Raw genomic sequence first — 17,891 nt, forward strand, 5'->3', positions numbered from 1 at the left:
CCACGGACCGTGATGGGATTGGCGGGGAACGGGCGATGCTGTTGCTGCCCTTGCGGGCGAACCGCCTTTCGGCGCGCAGGGCTCGAACCTGCTCGGCGCTTTCGCGCCTTTACCACGAAGTAACAGACATCTTCACCACCGCCAGGCCGGTGCTTTCACACCCGCCGTTGGGGGTACGTACAAAATTCTATCGCGGCGCTGTCGACGCGCCGCACGTTGCGAACCCACTGGGGTCGCTCTGCCATCGGTGTCCGGCTCATCGCCTCGTTCCCTCCGGCAGGCCCCGCGCGCTTGGGCACGCGCCTCTCCAGCGCGAGCCCCGAGATCCGGGTCTCTCGTTCCGGCGATTGCCGGATTGTTCGGTGGGGCCGCGCGGCGGGCAACAAAAAACCCTCCGGAGCGGCTGGCTCGGGAGGGTCCGTGAGAAGCGGACGATCGGTCTTGCGGTCAGGCAAGATCGCTCCCATGAGCCGGGCATGCGACATCGAATAGCTTTGGGCTATTCGGCATGCGGACAATCCTTTCGTAGCGGTTCAGCATCGCTCGGTTCATGGTGTCTGTCGCAAACGGAAGTGCTTGCGAGGGCGCGGGACATACGCCCGCAACTTGCGGATGTCAAGCGAGGTGCGTGTGAAAATTGCAGGACGCCGACGACAAGACACGGACTCATGACGTGCCGAACTATCTCGGCCTCGATGGTTTTCGCTTCGGCTGGGTCGCGGCCTGGATCGACGCCCGCGGCGATCACGGCTTCGACTATTCGTCGGGTTTGACGCGCCTGCTCGCGCTGCCGCATGCGCGCGCGATGATCGACATGCCGATCGGACTAGATCCGAGCGGCTATCGCGCTTGCGATCTGCGCGCCCGCGAGCTGATTGGTCCCGCGGTGTTTCTCGGTGCGCGCCGCGACCTCTGGACGTTCTCGGACATGGCTGCGGCCAATCGGCATTACTGGGCGCACGAGGGCAAGGGCAGGGGCGTGTCGGCGCAGCTCTGGAATATCAGGGACAAGATCAGGGAGGTCGACGAGGTCATAACGCCGGCGCGGCAGGCGACGATCGGCGAGGCGCATCCGGAATTGGTGTTCTGGAATCTGGCAGGGCGCGTGCGGCTCGCGCCGAAGACGTCGCCACGGGGCCGCGCGCAGCGCGTTGCGCTGCTGAGAGACCGCGGCTTCACCAAGCTGGAGAGATGGCTGACGCTTCGCCATGGCACCGGCATCGGTCGCGATGATCTCATCGATGCCTGTGCCTGCGCGGTCGCAGCGCGCGACAGCTCCCAACGTGTAGGTGGCGAGGACCTCGATCCGCGCGGCTTGCGGATGGAGATCAACTATTGAACCGATCAATTCTGCCGATCGCCTGGATCGGCAAGGCGGCTGCGCTCGTGACGGTCGGGCTCTGGGGAGCCGTCCTCGTCGTCCAAGCTTGCTGCTCGCGCTTCGTAGACATCGGCCATTGCTCGTAGCCGCCGCGCGGCTTCGCGATGGGCGAGATCGTCCGCGACGCTGCGACAGTGTTGCGCGTGGTCGAGCAGGGCACGCTTCTCGATGTTCATCCTGTCACAACGCGCAGGGCTGATCGATGGTCCCTCGAAACAAAGCAATGTCTCGTCTGTGAGATCGGGAAAAACTGGCAAAATTTTCATAAGACGTCGGAACACGGCGCGTGAGCTTGGCGTTTAGCCGAAGGAGTTGAGGGACAAAGGCCATGTACGACGTCTGCCAATGGGCGACCGCGACGCTCGCGGCTGCCTTCACGGCCGCGCTGCTGATCACAGGAGATTGGTTCATCCAGTATCGACTGCAGCATGAAACCATGACCCCGATCGTCAGGATGGCAACGCTGCCGCGTTAGTCGCTTCAAGCACAGTGCGGCTGTTCTCCGCGATCTTCCATAAGATTGGCCGGTCTTGCGTCGTTCGTCCGCTCGCCTAGACTGCGCGGCATCCCACCAACAGTCGGAGTGCCGATGTCCGATCTATCCGCTTTTCCCATCACCAGGCGCTGGCCGGCCAGGCATCCCGAGCTGCTTCAGCTCTACTCCCTGCCGACGCCGAACGGCGTCAAGGTCTCGATCATGCTGGAGGAGATCGGACTTCCCTACGAGGCGCATCGGGTCGACTTCGGCAAGGACGAGCAGAAGACGCCTGAATTCCTCTCGCTCAATCCGAACGGCAAGATCCCGGCGATCCTCGATCCCAATGGTCCGGGCGGCAGGCCGCTGCCGCTGTTCGAGTCCGGGGCGATCCTGCAATACCTCGCGGAGAAGACCGGCAAGCTGCTGCCTGAGGATCCCGCCCGCCGCTACGAGACCATCCAGTGGCTGCATTTTCAGATGGGCGGCGTCGGGCCGATGTTCGGCCAGGTCGGCTTCTTCCACAAATTCGCCGGCAAGGATTTCGAGGACAAGCGGCCCCGGGACCGCTACGTCGCTGAGGCCAGGCGCCTGCTCGGCGTGATGGAGACGCATCTTTCCGGCCGGCAATGGTTCATGGATGACGACTACACCATTGCCGACATCTCCATGCTGGGCTGGGTGCGCAATCTCATCGGCTTCTATGATGCCGGCGATCTCGTCGGGTTCACAGAGTTCAAATCGGTCGGCGCGTGGCTCGAGCGGGGCCTCGCGCGTCCGGCGGTGCAGCGCGGGCTGGCCTGAGCCCGCGAACCTCAAAGACCTGCCGGCCTCGGGGCGAGGCCCCATCTGCCGGATCAGGGGCCGCACCGATGCGGAACGATGGCCGCCGCAGCCGCATTTTCTGTCGGTAAGCCCGCCGCGGACGTGCCGCGGCCACGCATTCGCCGGTGGAAGACCATGAGAGACAGCGCCTCGGATGTCGCCGAGATCAGGAACGCCGTTCACCTCTGCATCGACATGCAGAACATCTTCGCGCCCGGAGGTCTGTGGGCGACGCCCTGGATGGAGCGCGTGCTGCCGACGATCGCCGCGATCGTTGCGCGTTATCAGACCAGAACGATCTTCACCCGCTTCATCACACCGCAGGATCCGGAAGATCGTGCCGGGCAATGGCAGACCTATTTTCGCCGCTGGCAACAAGCCACCCGCAAGCATCTTCCGCCATCGGCGCTCGAGCTCGTGCCAGCCTTGAGCAAGTTCGTTCCGCCGGCTGCCATGATCGACAAGCCGGCCTATTCCGCCTTCAGCAATCCTGGCCTTGCGGGCCGGCTGGTCGACAAGAAGGTCGGCACGGTCGTGATCTCGGGCGCCGAGACCGATGTCTGCGTGCTTTCGACCGTCCTCAGCGCCGTCGATTTCGGCTTCAGGGTCGTGATCGTCGAGGACGCGCTGTGCAGCTCCTCCGACGTCGGTCACGACGCGCTCATGACGATGTACCGCACCCGCTTCCACGGTCAGGTCGACCTGGTGACCGCGGAGGAGCTGACCGAGTTCTGGCGAGAGTAGCTGCTGCGTGCTCAATTGACGTTGTCGCCGAACATGTTGCGAAACGCCGTGGCGACGGCTGCAACGCCGTCGACGCCCCGCATCAGCGCGATCTCGCCCTGCTGCCCGTGGCGAATGGCATGCGCCATGATGCGCAGCCGCAGATCGCCGCCGCTGTGCCACATCCGGTCGGCCATCCTGACCGCGCCGGAATGATGCCTGCTCATGGCCTCGATGAAGGCCGGGTCGAACTGGTCGGCCGGTGCGGCCTTGACCGCTCGCATCTCGGCCGGCGCCAGGTAGCCGGGCATGGCAGCGCGTTCCTCCGTGCTGCAATCGGACATCTCGGTGTCGAACCAGCTCAGCCACCAGTTCTCGAAGATCCTGATCTCGCCGGCCTGGCTCGCCACCATCAGCATCGCGAGCTTGCGCAGATGCGGGTCCTGGGCGCGCTCTGCGCCGATCCGCGCCAGCTCGACGCCCTGGGCGTGATGCGCGGTCATGTGACGGATATAGGCCTGGTCCGCATCCTTGTCGCGGCCCATCCATGCCGGCTCGTAGCCGTGGCTGCCGAACCATGCGATCGCGCCGAGCAGCACGACCACGGCAACCGCGCCGGTCGCCCAGGCATTGGTGAAGCGGATGTCGCGTGCCGGCGCCTGGCCGCGCGCCCAGCGCAGCCGGGCGAACAGGGGATACATCACGGCAGAGGCGCCATGGACCAGCAGACCGATCCAATAGGGCTGTTGCAGCGTGAACAGCGGCTGCCAGAACGGAAACAGCGGCACCAGCACGAACCATTCCAGGGTCGAGGAGAACACCGCCCACGGCAGCGCGAGCAGCAGGATCGTTCGCGGCCGCAAGTCCGCGGTCCAGCGCCCGAGCACGCCGAAGAACACCAGGGCCCAGGAGAAGTCCGCCCATTGATGAAAGGCGATGCCGGCGAGGATCGCGCTCCACGACGGCTCGGCACTGAGCGCCCAGTCGCGCGCGGGAATGGCGGCGACCGTCATCCAGTCGACCGCGGCGTCGCGGCCGATACGGGCGGCGAACAATTGGCTGACGAGGGTCGAGAACGTGCTGCTGATCAGGCCGAGCTCGGCGGCGGCGATCCAGCGCGAACGCCGTCGCCGCGCCAGCCGCGACGCGCCTCCGCCAGCGTACCGTGCCGTGTCGGAGAGCGTTGGTCGCGGCTGCGCGGTCACGTCAGCTGCTTGAGCTTCTTCAGCGGATTGAGCTCGCTCGGCTGGTCCTGTTCGTCGCGGCCGCGCTCGGCCTGCGCCTTGCCGTCGTCGTGGAGATCCTGGTCGCCGATGATCTCGCCGACGGCCTGCCTGGTCTTGCCGACGATGCGTTGCCGAAGACCCTTTGTCTTGCCCATGCTGCCTCCCTTGACGCCTCTCCCTTGACGCCTCTCCCTTGGCCTGCCGCCAAGCTTGGTGCCGCAGGCCCCGGCGCTTGAGGCGGCGAGCGCCGGGGCCGCGGTTCGCGCAGTCCGCCTCCGCAGGGGGGATGTCGGAGGCGTTGATCAGACGCGCTGGCGCGCCGATGGTTCCTGCCGTCACCGCGCCTCGATGGCGATGATCACGCCCTCATTGCCGCGGAGCAGGATGGTTGCGTCCGGCAATGGCTCCGGCGGCCTATCAAGGTGCGTGGACATCACAAGGCGGCCGCGGCCTTGCCAGTGGTATTTCCGCGGCTCGGCAGCGATGTTGAGCGCGATCAGGAATCCGTCGCCGCCGTCGGTGCGCTTGTAGGCGAGGACGTCGTTCTGCGAACGCAGCGGCTCGTAACCACCCCTTCGCAGGCAAGCCTGCTCGCGTCGCAGCGCCATCAGCGCACGAAACAGCGCCAGGATCGAGCGTTCGTCGCGCTGTTGCGCGGCGACGTTGGCCGCGCCATCGGGCCGCTCCAGCGGCAGCCATGGATCGCCGGTCGTGAAGCCGCCGTCGGGACTGTCGTCCCAGCGCATCGGCGCGCGCTCGGGATCGCGGCACAGGCCAAAGCCAGGCACCAGTTTCTCGAAGGGATCCTGGACGCGGTCGGACGGGATCGGTACGCGCTTGCGGCCGATCTCGTCGCCCATGAAGAAGAACGGCGTCCCCCGCAGCGTCAGCAGCAGCATCGCCAGCACGCGCATCTGGGCCTCGCCGATCTTGCTGGCGACCCGCTGCTTGTCGTGACCGCCGACCACCCAGACCGGCCAGGCGTGCTCCGGGATCGCGTTGAAATACGCATCGATGGTGGCTTGCAGCGACAGCGCGTCCCATTGCGAGTCCAGCAGCGCGAAATTGAGCGGCAGATGCAGACGCGGCTTGGCGTTGCCGTAGAAGTGGCCGATGCGGTCGGTCTTGCCCTGGACCTCGCCGCAGAGCATGCGCTGCGGATATTGGTCGATCACCTCGCGGATGAACTCGATGCAATCCATCGTCTCCGGCCGGTCGTCGGTGAAGACCGGTCTCTGACGCTGCGGCGGCGGCTTGCCCTTGGCGTCCGGATTGGCGGGATTGTCCCGCATCAGCGCGTCCTTGATCAGGACTGCGCTGGCGTCGACGCGAAAGCCGTCGACGCCGCGGTCGAGCCAGAAGCGCATGACGTCCGCGATCGCGGCGCGCACATGCCGGTTGCGCCAATTGAGGTCGGGCTGCTCGACCAGGAAAGAGTGATAGTAATATTGGCGCCGTGCCTCGCACCATTCCCAGCCGCTGCCGCCGAAACGGCTCAGCCAATTGTTGGGCGGCCCGCCGTTCTCGGCCGCGTCCGCCCAGATGTACCAATCGGCCTTGGCGCTGTTGCGCGAGCTCGAGCTCTCGACGAACCAGGAATGATCATTGGCGGTGTGATTGGGGACGAGGTCGAGGATGAGGCGGATGCCCTTGGCGTGCAGCGCCGCGAGCAGGCGGTCGAAATCCTCCAGGCTGCCGAAGGCGGGGTCGATCGCGCAATAATCGGAGATGTCGTAGCCGAGATCGCGGAACGGGCTCTTGTATATCGGCGTCAGCCACACCGCGTCGACGCCGAGCCATGTCAGGTAGTCGATGCGCGAGATCAGCCCGGCGAGGTCGCCCTTGCCGTCGCCGTTGGAGTCCTGGAAGGAGATCGGTGCGATCTCGTAGATGACGGCGGATTCCCACCACGCGGATTGCTCAGGGGATTCGGCGCTCATCAGCTTGCTTCACTTTATTTTGCCCGGCCTGCGCTGCGATCTGCCTTGCGGCAGTCCGGATGCTCTCGATGCCCTTCGGGAAACCACTGCGGTTCGGATAGAGCTTGCGCCGTGCATCGCGCGCCGGGCGGCGCGGCTTGGTGGCTTGCGCGGCCCGGTAGTCGAGCATGGCGATGCCGCCGACCATCAGCAGCGCCAGCGCGATGTTGCCCTTCCTGGGATTGTCAGGCGTCAGCCCCGACAGCAGCGCGGCGGCATCGAGGCCGTCGCCGCCGACGCGGGCCCACAGGCCGGCGTTCTTCTCGACCGACAGTGTCATGATCCCGGCCATGATCTCGCGGACGCCGAAGGCCCGCACCATCGTCTCATGACCTTCCATGCCCAGCGTTTCCGTGACGCGCCGTGGCGCGAACAGCTCGACGACGCCGAGGCCGATGCTGAACCAGCCGAGCGCGCGCGCGAGCTGGTCCACCGGCTGCTTCAGGCTCGCCCGCCTTCGACAATCTTCGGATCGCCCTTGGTGCGCACGATGTTGGAGAAATGAAACATGGGGTTGCTCCTTCAGGGCTTCAACACGACCTTGACGCAGGAATCGCGCTTGTCGCGAAACACCTGGTACATCTCCGGTCCCTGTTCGAGCGGGACGGTGTGGGTGATGACGAAGGACGGGTCGATCTCGCCGTCTTCGATGCGGCGCAGCAGATCGTCGGTCCAGCGGTTGACGTGGGTCTGGCCGGTCCGCATCGTCAGGCCCTTGTTCATGAACGCGCCCATCGGCAGCATGTCGGACAAGCCGCTGTACACGCCCGGCACCGAGATGATGCCGCCGGGACGGCAGACATAGATCATCTCGCGCAGCACGTGGGGCCGGTCGCTCTCCGCCATCACCATCTGCTTGGCGCGGTCGAGCAGGGTGTCGGGCAGCGATGCCATCACATGCGATTCCATGCCGACGCAATCGATGCATTTTTCCGGGCCCTTGCCGTCGGTCAGCTCCTGGAGCCGCTCCAGCACGCTCTCGGTCTCGAAATTGATCGTGGTGGCGCCGCCGGCCTCCGCCATGCTGAGTCGCTCGGGCAGGCAGTCGATCGCGATCACCTGGTTGGCGCCGAGCAGGATGGCGCTGCGGATCGCCATCTGTCCGACCGGACCGCAGCCCCAGATCGCGACCGTGTCGGTCGGCTCGATGTCGCACTGCACGGCGGCCTGCCAGCCGGTCGGGAAGATGTCGCTGAGGAACAGCAATTGCTCGTCGGGAATGCCGGCGGGCACCTTGATGTGAGTGGCGTCGGCATAGGGCACGCGCAGATATTCGGCCTGGCCGCCGGGATAGCCGCCGGTGAGGTGGGTGTAGCCGAACAGGCCGGCGGTGGCGTGTCCGAACACCTTGTCGGCGAGATGGCGCTTGCGGTTGGTGGTTTCACAGACGGAAAAGTTGCCGCGCTTGCACTGATCGCATTCGCCGCAAATGATCGTGAAGGGCACCACGATCCGGTCGCCCTTCTTCAGCTTTCCGTCGACGCCGGAGCCGACCTCGACCACTTCGCCCATGGTCTCGTGGCCCATGATGTCGCCGGGCAGCATGCCGGGAATGAAATTGTGGAACAGGTGCAGGTCGGAGCCGCAGATGGCGCAGCTCGTGACCTTGATGATGGCGTCGCGCGGGTCCTGGATCTCGGGGTCAGTGACCGTGTCGCAGCGAATGTCCTCCTTGCCGTGCCAAACCAGCGCCTTCATCTTCCGTCCTCTCGGCTGAACCAGTTGGCACTTAAGTCGAGGAATGAACGATGGTTGCTAGGCGTTGTGCATTTCTTCGCAAGCGCACCCGATAGGAACGAGATGGCGGCGGCGTGATTTGGCGTCATCATCCCCACTCAAGGACATATGCCATGCCCGCCAACCAACTCGCCGTCGTCACCGGCGCCTCCACCGGTATCGGCCTGGAACTCGCGCGCTGCTGCGCCCAGGACGGATTCAATCTCGTCATCGCCGCCGATGAGCCGCAGATCGACCGCGTCGCCGTCGATCTGCGCCGACTTGGCGTCAACGTCGAATCGGTCCAGGCCGATCTGTCCACCACCGAAGGCGTCGACAAGCTCTGCGCCGCGGTCGGCGACCGGCCGGTCGACGCGCTGCTCGCCAATGCCGGGATCGGCCTCGGCAAGGCCTTCCTCGACCAGGACTTCACCAGGGTGAAGCACCTGATCGACACCAACATCACCGGCACGCTGTACCTGATCCACCGCGTCGGCAACGAGATGCTCCGCCGCAACGCCGGGCGCATCCTCATCACCGGCTCGATCGCCGGCTTCACGCCCGGCAGCTTCCAGGCCGCCTATAATGGCAGCAAGGCGTTTCTGGACTCGTTCTCGTTCGCGCTGCGCGAGGAGCTGCGCGACAGCGGCGTCACCGTCACCTGCCTGATGCCGGGCGCCACCGACACCGAATTCTTCCGCCGCGCCGGCATGATGGACACCAAGGTCGGAACCGAGAAGAAGGACGGTGCCTACGACGTCGCCAAGGCCGGCTTCGACGCCATGCTGCGCGGGGAGGCCGACATCGTCACCGGGCTGAAGAACAAGATCCAGACCACGGTCGCCAATGTCACCCCGAACGAGATGCTGGCCAAGCAGCATCGCAAGATGGCCGAGCCAGGCACGGCGAAATCGTGACGACGACTCCATTGCAATCTGCGGACGCGCGAGACCGTCATGCCCGGGCCTGTCCCGCCTGCGCGGCCGAAGCCGCTTCGGCGCGGCGAAGGCCCGGGCATCCACGTTCTTCGTGCCGCGGGCGAGGCGTGGATGGCCGGGAAAGGCCCGGCCATGACGGTGTGGAGTCGTGGCCCGAATTGCTCGCCAAAAATGTGCCGCCTGACGCTAAAGGGAGACACCGATTCACATAGCCTAATGCGCGGCGGTTCCGAACCGGTCACATTTCCCGAGCTGGAAAGGGGCTGTGGTGGGATGGACCGTATCGAACAGGCCTTTATCGCGACTGCCGTCACGGGTTTTCTTGTCATGATGGCGGCGCTCGTCTGGATGATGATGACCTGACTCGAGGGAGCTGGCCGTCTTGCGCGTGGCGCTACCCTACGCTGCGGTTATCCTGTGCCTGGCGGTGACCGCTTGGCTCGCTTTCGCGCATCTATTCTGATCGTCGCTCGCCCACCAGCCTCGCCAGGCTCTGCGCCATAGCCCCGATGTCGATCGGTTTTTCCCAAAGCTGCACGTCATGGAATTCCGACTCGATGCTGACCTCGCCATAGCCGGTGGTGAACACGAACGGCACCTGCAGTGCCCTCAGCTCCCTGGCGATCGGGAAAATCATCTCGTTGCGGATGTTCACGTCGAGCACTGCAGCGTCCAGCACGCCGCCATTTTGCAAAATCTTCGCCGCATCCTCGATTTCGCCGACCGGGCCCGCAATTTCGGCTCCCAGCGCGCGCAAAGCGCTGCCGATGTCGTCGGCGAGAAAATATTCGTCCTCGATCACGAGGATCCGGCGGTCCAAGAGCGGCGCGCGTTGCTGGGACGAGGTGGACGCTACGGACATGATCCCTCCAGCAAGCCTTCCGGACCGACAGGAACGTAATCCCGGAAGACGTCTTGGTACAACGTTACAGCCGAAAGCGGGTTCCATGGTTAACCGCGACATCATCGTCATCGGCGGCTCGGCCGGGGCGACCGCGCCGCTGAAGCAGATCCTGAGCCGTCTGCCTCCGGATCTGCCGGCCGCGGTCTTGATCGTGCTGCACATTCCAGCCCAGGGCATCGGGATCCTGTCGACGGTTGCCAGCAGTGCCGGGCGGCTTCCGGTCCGGCAGGCCGAAAACGGCATGAAGATCGAACCGGGTCAGATCTATCTGGCCGCGCCGGACTACCATCTGCTGATGTCCGAAGATCGCATTGTCCTCGGGCGCGGTCCGCGCGAGAACATGGCCCGCCCGGCGATCGATGCCCTGTTTCGCTCGGCGGCGCTTCATCACGGGCCGCGCGTGATAGGCGTTCTCCTCAGCGGCCTGTTGTCGGATGGGGCGGCGGGTCTCAATGCCATCAAGCGCTGCGGCGGGATGGCCGTCGTGCAGGACCCTTCGGATGCGATGTCCGATGAGATGCCGTTGCGGGCCATGGAGGCCACCACGGTCGACCTCTGCGTGCCCGGCGCCAGCATGGGTGACGTACTGTCCGAGCTTGCCAGGGAGCCGGCGGGCGCCGCGCTGCCGATCCCGCCCGAGATCAGGCTCGAGGTCCAGATCGCGGCCGGCGAGCGCATTGGCAGCGACAATCTCGTCGCCGTCGCAAATCCGGTTGCGCTGACATGTCCCGCTTGCGGCGGGGTGATGTCCGAAGTCAAGGATTCGCGCCCGATGCGCTTCCGCTGCCAGGTCGGTCATGCCTACACGGCCGATGCCCTTGCCAAGGAGCAGGAGGGGCGTGTGGATGAAGCGCTACGGGTTGCGCTACGCATCATCGAGGAGCGGGCGGAGCTGGTCCATCGCATGGCCGCCGATGGCCGGCGCAGCGGCCGACCCGCCGTCGCCGAAATGTATGATGCACGGGCAACCGAGTACCGCGAGTATGCCGACATGATCCGGCGCGTCGTGCTAAAGTCGCTTGATCCTCCCGTAAGCAAGCGCGAGGGTTGAGGGTTCTGTCATGGCCGCCTCGCTCGCCGAACGGATCGCGCAGCTCCATGCCGAGCAACGTCTTTTGCTGAAGGCCGACCAGGATATCGAGGACGGCTGGCAACGCATCCGCGAGCAGGAAGATCGCGTCCGCGAGCTTGCGGCCGGGGGGCATAATGCGGAGCAGGCGGAACGGCTGGTCGACCTGCTCAGGCAGACCCTGGCCGAATGGGACCGCCATCGCACCCTGATCGAGCAGCGGGTCAGTTATCTTCGCCAGCAGGTGGAGTTGGGATAGCCTAGAGGTGGCTGACCGCCGGTCGCCTGAACTCCGCGCCGAGCTCGATTAGGTAGTCAAGCTACCGCTCCACGCTGCGGCGCCAGTGCTCATTTGCTCTGAGCAGGCGGCGCGCCGTCGTGGCCGCATCCTCGGCGCGCCGGATCAAGGCCGCGAGCTCCTCTGAGATTGGCATGGGGTGTTCCTGACCTTCCGGCTCAAGATGGGCCTTTGGCTCGGGGTCTTCAACACAGATGGGCCGGAAATAGAAAGTGGGCTTCGGGACATTTTTGCCTTTGATCTGTTGGGATAACATTGAATTCTGCTATCTGCAGGGGCCGGGGCCCGTTGCTCCGGCCCCGCGAATCGAAAGTTGCTGGAATCATGAACGAAGTCGGCGACCAGCCGGTCGATGGAGAGCGTCAGATCAAGGCTCCGCTGATCATTGGCGTCGGCGCCTCGCCCGGCGCGCTTGATAGCATCGAGCGCTTCTTCGCCAAGCTGACGGTGGGGGGCGACCAGGCCGTCGTCCTGGCACTCCAGCACCATGAGGCTTTCGACGGGGCGCGGCTGCGCAAGCTCGTGCAAGGCACGAATGGCAGCAAGGTGGCGGATATCGAGGACGGTCACCCGATCGCGGGTGGCACGATCTATCTATGTCCCCCGGCAATGATCACCACGATCCAGGGCGACCGGTTTGCGATCCGCAATGCCGAGCAGGCGCCCGGCGAGCGCGCGACCATCGACAGCTTCCTCGTGTCCCTGGCGGAAGAGCGCGCCGAACAATCTATCGGTGTGATCCTCGCCGGCACCGGCGGCGCCGGCACGCTTGGGTTCGCAACCCTCAAGGATCATGGCGGCCTCGCCATCGCCGAGAAGGTCGCGCATCAGGACGAGGCGGAGCATATGGCCGACGGCAACACGCCGGCGGCGATCGCCGATTACGTTCTGCCGCCGGAGGATATCTCCGAGCACATCCAGGTTTATGCCCGTCATCTCAGGCGCCTGGAAGAAAAGCAGGGTTTCGACGAGGTGCTCGCGGCCGCGGCCACCTCGCTGTCGCGCATCGCCGACATCCTGCGCAACAAGACCGGCAATGACTTTCACGGCTACAAGCAGAACACTTTCCTGCGCCGCGTGCAGCGTCGCATGCAGGTGGTCCAGATCGATGACATTCCCGCCTACGTCGACTTCCTGCGCAACGACAAGGACGAAGCCCAGAACCTCTTCAACGACCTGTTGATCGGCGTCACTGAATTCTTCCGCGACAAGCGCGAATTCGAGGTGCTGGAAACCCAGATCGTTCCGCAGATATTCGAAGGAAAAGGCGCGGGTCAGCAGGTGCGCATCTGGGTGCTGGGCTGCGCCACCGGCGAGGAGGCCTATTCGATCGGCATTCTGCTGCGCGAGCACATGGCGCGGATGGATTCGGCGCCGCAGGTCCAGATATTCGCCACCGACATCGACGGCCGGGCGCTTGCCACCGCGCGCGTCGGCCGCTATCGCACCAATATCGAAGGCGACATGACGAGCGAACGCCTGGCGCGCTGGTTCGTGCGCGAAGGCGACACCTATTGCGTGGTCAAGGAGCTGCGCGAGATGTGCATCTTCTCGCAGCACAACGTCATCAAGGACGCGCCGTTCTCCAAGCTCGACCTCGTCTCCTGCCGCAATCTGCTGATCTATCTCAATGCCGAGCTGCAGAACCGGGTGATCCCGCTGTTCCATTTCGCGCTGCTGCCGGAGCGATATCTCTTCCTCGGCAATTCCGAGAACGTGACGCGACATCCGAAATTGTTCGCGCCGATCGACCGCCGTGCGCGCATCTTCAAGAAGCTCGAGACCGGAACGCGGCTTCCGCCGGAATTTCCGATCACGACCGCGGCGGGCAGGGTGCCGGTGGAGGTGCCGCCGGTGCGCTCGTTCGGCCCCGATGTCGGGCTGGAGCGCCGCGCCCAGCGCATCGCGGAGCGTTATGCGCCGGCTTACGTCATCACCGACGACCGCTTCCAGGTGCTGCATTTCTCCGGGCGCACCGGCCGCTACATCGAGCCGACGGCGGGGGCTGCCACGCTCGATCTGCTTCAGCTCGTGCACCGCGATCTCCGGCTTGAACTGCGCACCGCACTCGGGCGCGCTGCCGAGTCGAACGACCCGGTCCATGCAGGCCAGGTACAGCTCGGTGTCAACGGTCACCGCGTCCTCGTCGACATCACGGTTGAGCCGATACAGGACGGGCCCGCCGGCCACCGGAACTTCGTTGTGTTGTTCAAGGACGGCCCGGTGCGAGCCGTCGAGGCCGACCAGAGCAATCCCAATGCGCTCGTCCGTACAGAGCATGTCGAGCGTCTCGAGAGCGAGCTCCGGGCCACCCGTGAACGCCTTCAGGCAACCATCGAGGAACTCGAAAGCACCAACGAGGAGCTGAAATCCTCCAATGAGGAATACCAGTCGCTCAACGAGGAGCTCCAGTCGGCCAACGAGGAGCTGGAGACCTCGCGAGAGGAATTGCAGTCGGTCAATGAGGAATTGACCACGGTCAACGGCGAGTTGGCGCACCGTGTCCAGGAACTGACGCGAGCCACCAGCGACCTCAAGAACTTCCTTGAGAGCACCCAGATCGCAACCGTGTTCCTCGACAACGATCTGCGGGTGATGAACTTCACGCCGGCGATCACACAGATTCTGCATCTCGTCGAGACCGATACGGGCAGGCCGATCGCTCATATCAAGGCGCGCGTCCCCATCGAGGAGCTCTATGAGGACGTCCGCCGCGTGCTGCGCACGCTCGCCAGCGTCGAGCGCGAGCTGAGTGCGCCGGACAGCGGCACGCGCTACATCGTCCGTATCCTGCCCTACCGCAGCATCGACAATTTCATCGCCGGCGTCGTCATCACCTTCATCGACGTCACCGCGATCACCCGCGCTGAGGAGCGGCAGCGCCTGCTGCTCGCCGAGCTTCAGCACCGCGTCCGCAACACGCTCGCGGTGGTGCGCTCGATCGCCCGCCGCTCGGCCGAGTCCAGCAGTACCGTCGAGGAATACGCCTCTCATCTTGATGGCAGGCTCAACGCCTTCGCCCGCACCCAGGCGCTGGTCACGCGCGACCCCGAGGGCGGCGTCGACCTCGAATATCTCGTGGTCGAGGAGCTGCTCGCCTACAATGCTCACGAGGGCGAGCAGATGCGGGTGTCCGGGCCCAAGGTGCGCTTCCAGCCCAAGGCAGCGGAGACGTTTGCGCTCGCACTGCACGAGCTTGCGACCAACGCGCTGAAATACGGCGCCTTGAGTCAGCCGGGTGGCCGGATCGAAATCTCATGGCGCGTCGATGAAACGAGCGCCCCCGCCGAGCTCATGTTCGAGTGGCGGGAGCGCGGCGGGCCGCCGGTCAAGCCGCCGACGCGCAAGGGCTTTGGCACCGAACTTTTGGAGCGTACGCTGACCTTCGAGTTCAAGGGAGAGACCACGATGGTCTTCGACCCTTCCGGTCTGCAATGCACCATTGCCATACCCGTAACCAAGCGCGCCTTCCACACGCCGGCAGTGACTGACTGATGCCCCTATCGACTCCCGATCGCAGCCTTGTCGAACCGGTCATTCGCCGGCTCAACGCGCTGCGGCCATTGTCGGCGGAGGCCCGGACTTCGCTGGAATATGCGACGCTCGAAGGTCTGCAGCGTGCCGGATCGGGCGAGGACCTGATCTCCGAGGGCGATCCAGTCGACAGCGTCCGCGTCATTCTCTCGGGCTGGCTCTGCCGCTACAAGATGCTGGAGGATGGCCGCCGTCAAATCGTGAATTTCATCTTTCCAGGCGAAAGCTGTGATGCGAACGCATTCCTGCTCGGGATGATGGACCATTCCATCGCGACCCTGACGCCCGCGGTCTACAGCGAGATCAGGCGGGCGCGCTTCGAGAGCCTGCTTGCCGGCGATCACTCGCTTTCCGAAGCATTCTGGCGCGAGACGCTCGTCAACTCCGCCGTCCAGCGCGAATGGGCCGTCAATCTCGGCCGCCGCGTGGCCCTGGAGCGGGTCGCACATTTGTTCTGCGAGATCATCGAGCGGCTTCGCCCGGTCGGTCTGGCAGACGGCAATTCCTGCCAGATGCCGGTCACGCAAATGGATCTCGCCGATGCGACTGGACTATCCGTGGTCCATCTCAATCGCACTCTTCAGGAACTGCGCGCATCCGGCCTGATCGTGCTGCGCGAGCGCACCTTGACGGTCCCCAATCTGGATGCGCTGAAGGATGCGGGATTGTACTCGCCGAGCTATCTGCAGCTCTACCGAGGCGATTGACGTGCGGGCGCCTTACTTGTCCTGCTCGTCGTCGCGTTGTTCGCTGGGGAACGGAGCGTGAGTTCGTCGGCCAAGAAACGTATCTGGCGGCGAAAGCTCCAGCGCTTTTCGCGCCTCGCGGATGCTGTTGCGAACCTGCTCGATGTGCAGCGCATCGGACGGCAATGGATGATGAGTCTGCTTCGCCATGAAGCGCTCCCCTGTTATGCAGGCGGGAGCGCGAGCGGTCTCTCAGCCACCAGCGCCTACGGCAAAGCCTCAGCCGGTGATAGCTGACTCTACGCCCGACAAGGGGAGCTGGCCAGCGAAATCGGGGGCTTGCCTGTCTTTTTCCCGATCACCCTGGATCGCAAGACTTGCGCAGATGTGATCCAGGTTAATCAACTGAGCCCTTTTAGACTTTGGCTCGGTTTGAGTAACCTATGCAAGTGCGCGCTCGGGAACTTCGTTGCATCATGACTGATGCCTGACGCTCTGTTTGCCCGCGCCACACATGCGATCGACGAGAGCCGCGCCCTTCGGCAGCAGCACAGACAGGTCGCGGGTCGCTATGACGAAGCGGTCGCCGATCTCCGTCTGGCGATCATGGACAGCGCCATGCTCCGTTCCGAGATCAAGGCGCGCCGGGACAACGAGGAGCCGTAACCCGGGTCTTTTGGCTTGAGAAGCACGAAACCGTTCCGTTTCCGGAACGTTGTAGAGGCATCGCCTGTGCGCGATCATCTCAATCGGTAAGGAGGCAACGGCGCGCTCCGACCATGATCAGGGAGAACGCCTGATGACGACGCGACATCGGTTCAAGCATGCTGAAACTCTGGAAACGCGGCTCGCCGCCGAAGCGGAGCGACTGCGCGAGGAGGCCAAATTGCTCCCGCCCGGCGCAGCCCGCGACGAGATGCTGCGCAAGGCGCGTCAGGCGGAGACCGGGTCTCAGATGAGCGAATGGCTGAGGTCGCCGGGCCTGCAGCCGCCAAGCTGAACGGTGCAGCGCGCGCAGCAATCAGGCTGCACGCGCCGGGAACGGGTTAGATGTCGGCGCGTACCGACGCGCTGATGTCGTGGGCAGAAACCGGAAAAATGAGCACCACGTCCATCATCCCCGTTGCGTCCGGTTGTCACCCGGCGGTGCGGATCGTCAACGCCGCTTCGCCGCTTTGGTTCGGCGGTTGTAGGGCGAGCGGTTGACGGGGCGCAGCGAGATGCCTTCGCGCTGCGCCTTGCTGCGGATGGCGGCGACCGGGCGCTGAAGCTTGATGCTCATCACGCCGGTGGGCGTGTTGCCCTTCGCAAGCTGCTTCAGCTTGCTCACGTCCGCGGCCGTCCAGGGCTGCCGCGCGCGGCGCTTGTAGGCGGGATTGGCCTTGCGCGGTCCCTTGCGGCCGATCGGTGAGCCCGGCCGCTTCCATGTTGCTTTCGCCATGATGATCCTCCTTCGGGTCATCCTTGAACATACGAATCAGCATTTCGGTTCCGGCGCATTGCACGGCGAGACGTCCGCAAAATCACGCGGCGTTAACTTATTGAAATGCTGGAACCGACGGTTGCGGCGGAAGCTGCGATGGTTGCCGGTGTGGGCCGCCCCAACCGGCAAGCGATTTGAGTGACAAGAGACCTTGGGCCCCGGCGCCCGACCTCCCGCCGGGGCCATTTCCCTCCATCCGAAATTCGCTGTGAAAGTCCGATGACCGCCAAACGTAACCGCAGGAAACAGACCCAGTCGCTCCAGGAGCGGCTCGCCGCCTTCGCCGAAAAGGCCCGTGAGCGCGCAAGCAGCCTGCCGCCCGGCAGGGAACGGGAGATTCTGCTGCAACGCGCCAAGCAGAACGAAATGACGTCGAACCTGACGGACTGGTTGAGTGCGCCCGTGTTGCCAAGACGAGGACCATCATGATGGGCAGCCTCAAGCACTACCGCGCCTTCCAGATCGATCCGGACGGGCACGTGTTCGGCTGCATCAATCTCGTCTGCGACGACGACGAGCAGGCCAAGCGCGAGGCCGCCGCGCTCGTGCTGGTGCATCGCATCGAGCTGTGGCGGCTGGACCAGCGCATCGCCAAGTTCGATGCGCCACGGGACATCGTTCGCCAGTAGCGCTTGGGAACCGTGCGCAGTGCGC

The 17,891-nt window shown here is 64.8% G+C and carries 23 protein-coding genes and 1 pseudogene; 14 read left to right on the plus strand and 10 right to left on the minus strand.

The features are described from left to right. Nucleotides 1-673: 673 nt before the first annotated feature. The gene (locus DCM80_RS24920; RefSeq protein WP_257198040.1) at nt 674-1,339 is read left to right on the plus strand and encodes a DUF429 domain-containing protein; all 666 of its coding nucleotides are present in this window, start codon (nt 674-676) and stop codon (nt 1,337-1,339) included. A 5-nt stretch (nt 1,340-1,344) separates the two neighbouring features. On the opposite strand, the gene DCM80_RS24925 is transcribed toward DCM80_RS24920, so the two are convergent. After that, nucleotides 1,345-1,557: a hypothetical protein gene (locus DCM80_RS24925; protein WP_257194163.1), complete on the minus strand. Its 213-nt coding sequence runs from the start codon at nt 1,555-1,557 to the stop codon at nt 1,345-1,347. Nucleotides 1,558-1,709: 152 nt separating this feature from the next. Between DCM80_RS24925 and DCM80_RS24930 the strand changes: the two genes are divergently transcribed. The 3 genes from DCM80_RS24930 to DCM80_RS24940 all read left to right on the plus strand — a co-directional run bounded on the left by DCM80_RS24930 (nt 1,710) and on the right by DCM80_RS24940 (nt 3,425). Next, nucleotides 1,710-1,856, plus strand: a complete 147-nt coding sequence (locus DCM80_RS24930; protein WP_257194164.1) for a hypothetical protein — start codon at nt 1,710-1,712, stop codon at nt 1,854-1,856. A 114-nt stretch (nt 1,857-1,970) separates the two neighbouring features. Further along, the gene (locus DCM80_RS24935; RefSeq protein ID WP_257194165.1) at nt 1,971-2,660 is read left to right on the plus strand and encodes a glutathione S-transferase family protein; all 690 of its coding nucleotides are present in this window, start codon (nt 1,971-1,973) and stop codon (nt 2,658-2,660) included. A 156-nt stretch (nt 2,661-2,816) separates the two neighbouring features. Further along, entirely contained in the window at nt 2,817-3,425 is a 609-nt protein-coding gene (locus tag DCM80_RS24940; protein ID WP_257194166.1) for a cysteine hydrolase family protein, read from the plus strand. 11 nt (nt 3,426-3,436) lie between these two features. Here DCM80_RS24940 and DCM80_RS24945 read toward each other — a convergent pair whose 3' ends face one another. The 5 genes and pseudogenes from DCM80_RS24945 to DCM80_RS24965 all read right to left on the minus strand — a co-directional run bounded on the left by DCM80_RS24945 (nt 3,437) and on the right by DCM80_RS24965 (nt 8,307). Next, entirely contained in the window at nt 3,437-4,609 is a 1,173-nt protein-coding gene (locus DCM80_RS24945) for a DUF305 domain-containing protein (RefSeq protein ID WP_257194167.1), read from the minus strand. Further along, nucleotides 4,606-4,785 (minus strand): CsbD family protein, encoded by a 180-nt coding sequence (locus tag DCM80_RS24950; protein ID WP_257194168.1) that lies wholly within the window; start codon nt 4,783-4,785, stop codon nt 4,606-4,608. Before DCM80_RS24950 ends, DCM80_RS24945 begins: the two co-directional genes overlap by 4 nt. A 180-nt stretch (nt 4,786-4,965) precedes the next feature. Continuing rightward, complete coding sequence (locus DCM80_RS24955; RefSeq protein WP_257194169.1) at nt 4,966-6,570, minus strand: alpha-amylase family glycosyl hydrolase; 1,605 nt, start codon at nt 6,568-6,570, stop codon at nt 4,966-4,968. Next, a pseudogene (locus tag DCM80_RS24960) lies at nt 6,551-7,119 on the minus strand (hypothetical protein). The gene DCM80_RS24955 and the pseudogene DCM80_RS24960 overlap by 20 nt, the downstream one beginning before the upstream one ends. 12 nt (nt 7,120-7,131) lie before the next feature. Beyond that, nucleotides 7,132-8,307: a zinc-dependent alcohol dehydrogenase gene (locus DCM80_RS24965; RefSeq protein ID WP_257194170.1), complete on the minus strand. Its 1,176-nt coding sequence runs from the start codon at nt 8,305-8,307 to the stop codon at nt 7,132-7,134. Between the two features lie 152 nt (nt 8,308-8,459). Between DCM80_RS24965 and DCM80_RS24970 the strand changes: the two genes are divergently transcribed. Further along, nucleotides 8,460-9,242, plus strand: a complete 783-nt coding sequence (locus DCM80_RS24970) for an SDR family oxidoreductase (protein WP_257194171.1) — start codon at nt 8,460-8,462, stop codon at nt 9,240-9,242. Nucleotides 9,243-9,281: 39 nt separating this feature from the next. Next, a complete protein-coding gene (locus tag DCM80_RS24975) occupies nt 9,282-9,626 on the plus strand; it encodes a hypothetical protein (protein WP_257194172.1) in 345 nt (114 codons plus the stop codon). Nucleotides 9,627-9,717: 91 nt separating this feature from the next. Here the strand turns inward: DCM80_RS24975 and DCM80_RS24980 are convergent, their stop codons facing one another. Continuing rightward, the gene (locus tag DCM80_RS24980) at nt 9,718-10,125 is read right to left on the minus strand and encodes a response regulator (protein WP_257194173.1); all 408 of its coding nucleotides are present in this window, start codon (nt 10,123-10,125) and stop codon (nt 9,718-9,720) included. A gap of 85 nt (nt 10,126-10,210) precedes the next feature. On the opposite strand from DCM80_RS24980, the gene DCM80_RS24985 reads away from it, so the two are divergent. Both DCM80_RS24985 and DCM80_RS24990 read left to right on the plus strand, forming a co-directional pair. Beyond that, nucleotides 10,211-11,218 carry a chemotaxis protein CheB gene (locus tag DCM80_RS24985; protein WP_257198041.1) on the plus strand — a complete coding sequence of 336 codons (1,008 nt, stop codon included), beginning with the start codon at nt 10,211-10,213 and terminating at the stop codon, nt 11,216-11,218. Between the two features lie 10 nt (nt 11,219-11,228). Next, nucleotides 11,229-11,495 (plus strand): hypothetical protein, encoded by a 267-nt coding sequence (locus DCM80_RS24990; protein ID WP_257194174.1) that lies wholly within the window; start codon nt 11,229-11,231, stop codon nt 11,493-11,495. A 61-nt stretch (nt 11,496-11,556) separates the two neighbouring features. Here DCM80_RS24990 and DCM80_RS24995 read toward each other — a convergent pair whose 3' ends face one another. Continuing rightward, on the minus strand, nt 11,557-11,790 hold the full coding sequence (locus tag DCM80_RS24995) for a hypothetical protein (RefSeq protein ID WP_257194175.1): 234 nt from the start codon (nt 11,788-11,790) through the stop codon (nt 11,557-11,559). 68 nt (nt 11,791-11,858) lie between these two features. Here DCM80_RS24995 and DCM80_RS25000 point away from each other — a divergent pair, with 68 nt between their 5' ends. Together DCM80_RS25000 and DCM80_RS25005 are read left to right on the plus strand one after the other, a co-directional pair. Then, a complete protein-coding gene (locus tag DCM80_RS25000; protein ID WP_257194176.1) occupies nt 11,859-15,029 on the plus strand; it encodes a CheR family methyltransferase in 3,171 nt (1,056 codons plus the stop codon). Beyond that, nucleotides 15,029-15,775, plus strand: a complete 747-nt coding sequence (locus tag DCM80_RS25005; protein ID WP_257194177.1) for a Crp/Fnr family transcriptional regulator — start codon at nt 15,029-15,031, stop codon at nt 15,773-15,775. The genes DCM80_RS25000 and DCM80_RS25005 overlap by 1 nt, the downstream gene beginning before the upstream one ends. Before the next feature lie 12 nt (nt 15,776-15,787). Here DCM80_RS25005 and DCM80_RS25010 read toward each other — a convergent pair whose 3' ends face one another. Beyond that, on the minus strand, nt 15,788-15,964 hold the full coding sequence (locus DCM80_RS25010; RefSeq protein WP_257194178.1) for a hypothetical protein: 177 nt from the start codon (nt 15,962-15,964) through the stop codon (nt 15,788-15,790). A gap of 273 nt (nt 15,965-16,237) precedes the next feature. Between DCM80_RS25010 and DCM80_RS25015 the strand changes: the two genes are divergently transcribed. Both DCM80_RS25015 and DCM80_RS25020 read left to right on the plus strand, forming a co-directional pair. After that, a complete protein-coding gene (locus DCM80_RS25015; protein ID WP_257194179.1) occupies nt 16,238-16,420 on the plus strand; it encodes a hypothetical protein in 183 nt (60 codons plus the stop codon). Nucleotides 16,421-16,553: 133 nt separating this feature from the next. Then, nucleotides 16,554-16,754 (plus strand): hypothetical protein, encoded by a 201-nt coding sequence (locus DCM80_RS25020; RefSeq protein WP_257194180.1) that lies wholly within the window; start codon nt 16,554-16,556, stop codon nt 16,752-16,754. 156 nt (nt 16,755-16,910) lie between these two features. On the opposite strand, the gene DCM80_RS25025 is transcribed toward DCM80_RS25020, so the two are convergent. Continuing rightward, nucleotides 16,911-17,195, minus strand: coding sequence for a hypothetical protein (locus DCM80_RS25025; protein WP_257194181.1), 285 nt, complete (start codon nt 17,193-17,195; stop codon nt 16,911-16,913). A gap of 261 nt (nt 17,196-17,456) precedes the next feature. On the opposite strand from DCM80_RS25025, the gene DCM80_RS25030 reads away from it, so the two are divergent. Both DCM80_RS25030 and DCM80_RS25035 read left to right on the plus strand, forming a co-directional pair. After that, nucleotides 17,457-17,666, plus strand: a complete 210-nt coding sequence (locus DCM80_RS25030; protein ID WP_028135861.1) for a hypothetical protein — start codon at nt 17,457-17,459, stop codon at nt 17,664-17,666. Next, complete coding sequence (locus tag DCM80_RS25035; protein ID WP_257194182.1) at nt 17,663-17,866, plus strand: hypothetical protein; 204 nt, start codon at nt 17,663-17,665, stop codon at nt 17,864-17,866. Before DCM80_RS25030 ends, DCM80_RS25035 begins: the two co-directional genes overlap by 4 nt. Nucleotides 17,867-17,891: the final 25 nt, after the last annotated feature.

The organism is Bradyrhizobium sp. WBOS08, from assembly GCF_024585125.1.
In the GTDB taxonomy this organism is placed as follows: domain Bacteria; phylum Pseudomonadota; class Alphaproteobacteria; order Rhizobiales; family Xanthobacteraceae; genus Bradyrhizobium; species Bradyrhizobium japonicum_B.

Coding starts and splice junctions, on each gene's coding strand:
- DCM80_RS24950 (WP_257194168.1), bottom strand. CDS start 4,785: ATGGGCAAGACAAAGGGTCTTCGGCAACGCATCGTCGGCAAGACCAGG.
- DCM80_RS25030 (WP_028135861.1), top strand. CDS start 17,457: ATGACCGCCAAACGTAACCGCAGGAAACAGACCCAGTCGCTCCAGGAG.
- DCM80_RS24955 (WP_257194169.1), bottom strand. CDS start 6,570: ATGAGCGCCGAATCCCCTGAGCAATCCGCGTGGTGGGAATCCGCCGTC.
- DCM80_RS24995 (WP_257194175.1), bottom strand. CDS start 11,790: ATGTTATCCCAACAGATCAAAGGCAAAAATGTCCCGAAGCCCACTTTC.
- DCM80_RS25005 (WP_257194177.1), top strand. CDS start 15,029: ATGCCCCTATCGACTCCCGATCGCAGCCTTGTCGAACCGGTCATTCGC.
- DCM80_RS25025 (WP_257194181.1), bottom strand. CDS start 17,195: ATGGCGAAAGCAACATGGAAGCGGCCGGGCTCACCGATCGGCCGCAAG.
- DCM80_RS25035 (WP_257194182.1), top strand. CDS start 17,663: ATGATGGGCAGCCTCAAGCACTACCGCGCCTTCCAGATCGATCCGGAC.
- DCM80_RS24980 (WP_257194173.1), bottom strand. CDS start 10,125: ATGTCCGTAGCGTCCACCTCGTCCCAGCAACGCGCGCCGCTCTTGGAC.
- DCM80_RS24930 (WP_257194164.1), top strand. CDS start 1,710: ATGTACGACGTCTGCCAATGGGCGACCGCGACGCTCGCGGCTGCCTTC.
- DCM80_RS24925 (WP_257194163.1), bottom strand. CDS start 1,557: ATGAACATCGAGAAGCGTGCCCTGCTCGACCACGCGCAACACTGTCGC.
- DCM80_RS25015 (WP_257194179.1), top strand. CDS start 16,238: ATGCCTGACGCTCTGTTTGCCCGCGCCACACATGCGATCGACGAGAGC.
- DCM80_RS24965 (WP_257194170.1), bottom strand. CDS start 8,307: ATGAAGGCGCTGGTTTGGCACGGCAAGGAGGACATTCGCTGCGACACG.
- DCM80_RS25010 (WP_257194178.1), bottom strand. CDS start 15,964: ATGGCGAAGCAGACTCATCATCCATTGCCGTCCGATGCGCTGCACATC.
- DCM80_RS24975 (WP_257194172.1), top strand. CDS start 9,282: ATGCCCGGGCCTGTCCCGCCTGCGCGGCCGAAGCCGCTTCGGCGCGGC.
- DCM80_RS25020 (WP_257194180.1), top strand. CDS start 16,554: ATGACGACGCGACATCGGTTCAAGCATGCTGAAACTCTGGAAACGCGG.
- DCM80_RS25000 (WP_257194176.1), top strand. CDS start 11,859: ATGAACGAAGTCGGCGACCAGCCGGTCGATGGAGAGCGTCAGATCAAG.
- DCM80_RS24970 (WP_257194171.1), top strand. CDS start 8,460: ATGCCCGCCAACCAACTCGCCGTCGTCACCGGCGCCTCCACCGGTATC.
- DCM80_RS24985 (WP_257198041.1), top strand. CDS start 10,211: ATGGTTAACCGCGACATCATCGTCATCGGCGGCTCGGCCGGGGCGACC.
- DCM80_RS24935 (WP_257194165.1), top strand. CDS start 1,971: ATGTCCGATCTATCCGCTTTTCCCATCACCAGGCGCTGGCCGGCCAGG.
- DCM80_RS24940 (WP_257194166.1), top strand. CDS start 2,817: ATGAGAGACAGCGCCTCGGATGTCGCCGAGATCAGGAACGCCGTTCAC.
- DCM80_RS24990 (WP_257194174.1), top strand. CDS start 11,229: ATGGCCGCCTCGCTCGCCGAACGGATCGCGCAGCTCCATGCCGAGCAA.